Below are 3,013 nucleotides of genomic sequence, written 5' to 3'. Positions count from 1 at the left end.
CGGCACCCGCCGCTTGCTGAAAGCGGGCTTGCCGCGCACGTTCGAAACGCAGGAAATGGAATTGGCCAACCTGCGCGGGCGGGTGGAAATGGCCCCCACCCTGGGCCGCGGCCTGCTGGAGCAGGGCCGCGCCGTGTGCACTTTACCGGACTGTGCCGCACTGGTGCACCTTATTTCGTAACCTGGGGAAGGGACTCTGGCTGAGAATACATTGCCCTTCACCTCTAAACCAACCAGTGTAACCTGCCTTTCGGGCGGTGGCTGGGCTGGTTTTTTGCTTCAACTCCTCCGACTGCGATAGAGCGCGCAAATTCTGGCCTATCTGTCCTACCCGCTGCTCTGTGCACAGGGTTCTGCCCTTGGTAAAGCAAACCCTTCTCCTCAAGGAGAGGAGCTATGGAGGCACGACCAGAAATGACTAATGCTAACTGTGACGCTGGCGTTGGTCAGGTCCTGAGCGCTGGCCAGAGCGGTTAGCAGCAGGCCGGAAACCAGCGCGCACCGGCTTGGCCCAGAGCAGGCAATGGCATCTAGATGGCGTCCAGCCCCGGCAAGCCGAGCAGACCGGCAGCACGCCGCGCCACGTTTTTGACACTGGCGACATCCGGGCCCGTGATGGTCAGGTGGCCCATCTTGCGGCCTGCGCGCGCCTCCACCTTGCCGTACAGGTGCAGGTGCGTTCCCGGCAGGCTCAGCACCGCGGGCCAGTCCGGTTCCTGCCGCTGACCGCTGGCGTCAAGCCACACCTCCCCTAGCAGGTTGAGCATGATGGCCGGGGAATGCTGGCGCGGCGGCGGCAGGGACAAGCCCGCCATGGCCCGGACCTGCAGGTCAAACTGCGACGCGTCGCAGGCGTCCAGGGTGTAGTGGCCGCTGTTGTGCGGGCGCGGAGCCATCTCGTTGACCACCAGCCCGCCGTGCTCGCTGCCATCCTTCACCACAAAAAACTCGACGCACAGCACGCCGACGTAGTCAAGATGGTGCGCGATGGAAACGGCCGCGTCACGGGCACTATCTGCCAAGGAAGACGGCATGTTTCCCTCGTAGGCGTGGGTCACGGCCAAAATACCATCGACGTGCACGTTGCGTTGCGGGGCGAAGCTGACGACCTGACCGTCCCAGCCGCGCCCAACCAGCACCGAACACTCGGCAGTTAGCGGCAGCATCTTTTCCAGCACGCAGGCCACGCCGCCCAACTCCGCCCAGGCGGCGGCCAGTTCAGCGGCAGTCTTGACGCGGACCTGGCCCTTGCCGTCGTAGCCCAGACGCGCGGTTTTTAGGATACCGGGCAGCAAATCTGCCCGCTCGCCCTCAACGGCCTGCAGCTGGGTTAGCGTTTCAATTACCGCGTAGGGCGCGCAACTCACCCCCGACACGGCCGCGCAGGCCGCGAAGTGGGCTTTTTCCTCGATGCGGTTTTGGGCTATGCCCACCACGGCCGCACTAGGCGCCACGGGTCGGGTCAGCGCCAGGGCTTGCAAGGCTTGGGCCGGCACGTTTTCAAACTCGGTGGTGATGGCCTGGCACAGCTGGGCCAGTTGCGCCAGCCCGGCCGGGTCGTCGTAGGCAGTTTGGATGTGGTGGTGGCTCACCCGCCCGGCCGGACTTTGCGCGTCAGGCTCCAGCACGGCGGTGAAATAACCCAGGCGCTGGGCGGCGTGCACGAACATCCGGCCCAGCTGGCCGCCCCCCAGCACCCCCAGCGTAGCCCGCTGGCCCACGGCGTCCACGCTGCCCGGGAAAATGGGGGGCATCGCCCCAGGGTTGATATTGGCGCTCATACGGGCAGCGTCATGGCGCGAGCAGCTTCGGTTTGTTCGGCGCGAAACGCCCGCAGCTTGTTCGCCAGGTCCGGGTCGTGCAAGGCCAGCATGCTGACGGCGAACAACGCGGCATTGGCCGCCCCGGCATTCCCAATTGCAAACGTGGCCACCGGCACCCCTTTGGGCATTTGCACGATGCTGTGCAGCGAGTCCACCCCCTGCAAATGGCGACTGGCCACCGGCACCCCCAGCACGGGCACAGTAGTTTTAGCAGCTAGCATGCCCGGCAAGTGGGCAGCCCCCCCCGCACCGGCGATGATGGCCCGCAGGCCGCGTGGGCCGGCTTCTTCGGCGTAGGCAAACAGGTCGTCGGGCATGCGGTGGGCCGACACCACGCGCGCTTCGTGCACCACGCCAAAGTGCGCGAGCATCTGCACGGCATGCTGCATGGTGTCCCAGTCGCTGCTGGAGCCCATGACCACGCCGATTAGGGGCTGGCCCGGGGCGCCGTCACGGCTGGGAGTGGAGGATGGGAGTAGGGTACTCATGGTGATTCTGGTAAAGGGAGCCGGGCCTCCCCGGATGGACAATTGCAACCGTGGTTTCGGGCCTGACATGTATCCGAACCCGCATCCAGACACCCGGCGACTGAGCTGCGCCGGGCCCCGCTGGTTAAACGGGCAGTGGGGTGGAAACCCTTTACCACGGCCACAAAGCTACTGCTGCGGCACAAGCGGCCCCCAAAATTCACGATAATCTAAGAACTACAGGTTGTCTCCACGAAAGATTAGCGGGCCGGCAGGATTTCCGTGTCAAAAATCACCAGGTCTACTCGGCCTTTTAACGTCTGGTCGATGAAGGGCTCTAGGATTTGGATTTCATGAACTCCCGCGTGAAGGTCGTTTCCGCTTTGGTCTCGAACAAGACGCTCTCGGCTGGTTAGCCAACTTCGACTGCGGCTACTGGCAGGCTCATCGCAAGACGTGTTGTGCGTCCTGGACTGATTGCGTCTCACAGACCATGGGGGCTGTATCGCCTTGCTGAAGAAAAAAACTAGGCAATAAAGCCGCCGCAATTGCTGCCTGTGCCGCCTACGAAAACGGTAATTCTAAGTACTCGTGCAGAAGTAATCGTATAGATTTGTCTTCTATCTATTTTGCTTCGATGCTTGCTGCCACGCCCTTAACCGCCGCCGACTTGGCGGCCCTGGAACGCCATCGCCACCACGCTGACCACCACCGCACCCGGCG

The 3,013-nt window shown here is 63.5% G+C and carries 3 protein-coding genes; 1 reads left to right on the top strand and 2 read right to left on the bottom strand.

Annotated elements, in window-relative coordinates:
- Positions 1 to 181, top strand: a 181-nt coding sequence (locus tag VF629_RS24115; RefSeq protein ID WP_331061072.1) for a hypothetical protein, incomplete at its 5' end; no start/stop codon positions are given.
- A 349-nt stretch (positions 182 to 530) separates the two neighbouring features.
- Here VF629_RS24115 and VF629_RS24110 read toward each other — a convergent pair.
- Together VF629_RS24110 and purE are read right to left on the bottom strand one after the other, a co-directional pair.
- Positions 531 to 1,754 (bottom strand): 5-(carboxyamino)imidazole ribonucleotide synthase, encoded by a 1,224-nt coding sequence (locus tag VF629_RS24110; RefSeq protein ID WP_331061071.1) that lies wholly within the window; start codon positions 1,752 to 1,754, stop codon positions 531 to 533.
- Between the two features lie 23 nt (positions 1,755 to 1,777).
- Positions 1,778 to 2,311 (bottom strand): 5-(carboxyamino)imidazole ribonucleotide mutase, encoded by a 534-nt coding sequence (gene purE, locus VF629_RS24105; protein ID WP_331061070.1) that lies wholly within the window; start codon positions 2,309 to 2,311, stop codon positions 1,778 to 1,780.
- Positions 2,312 to 3,013: the final 702 nt, after the last annotated feature.

The sequence above is a fragment of the Hymenobacter sp. genome, assembly GCF_036388155.1.
Lineage (GTDB): Bacteria > Bacteroidota > Bacteroidia > Cytophagales > Hymenobacteraceae > Hymenobacter.
The sequence above is the reverse complement of the archived record's forward strand: the minus strand, read 5'-3'. Positions and strand labels throughout refer to the sequence as shown.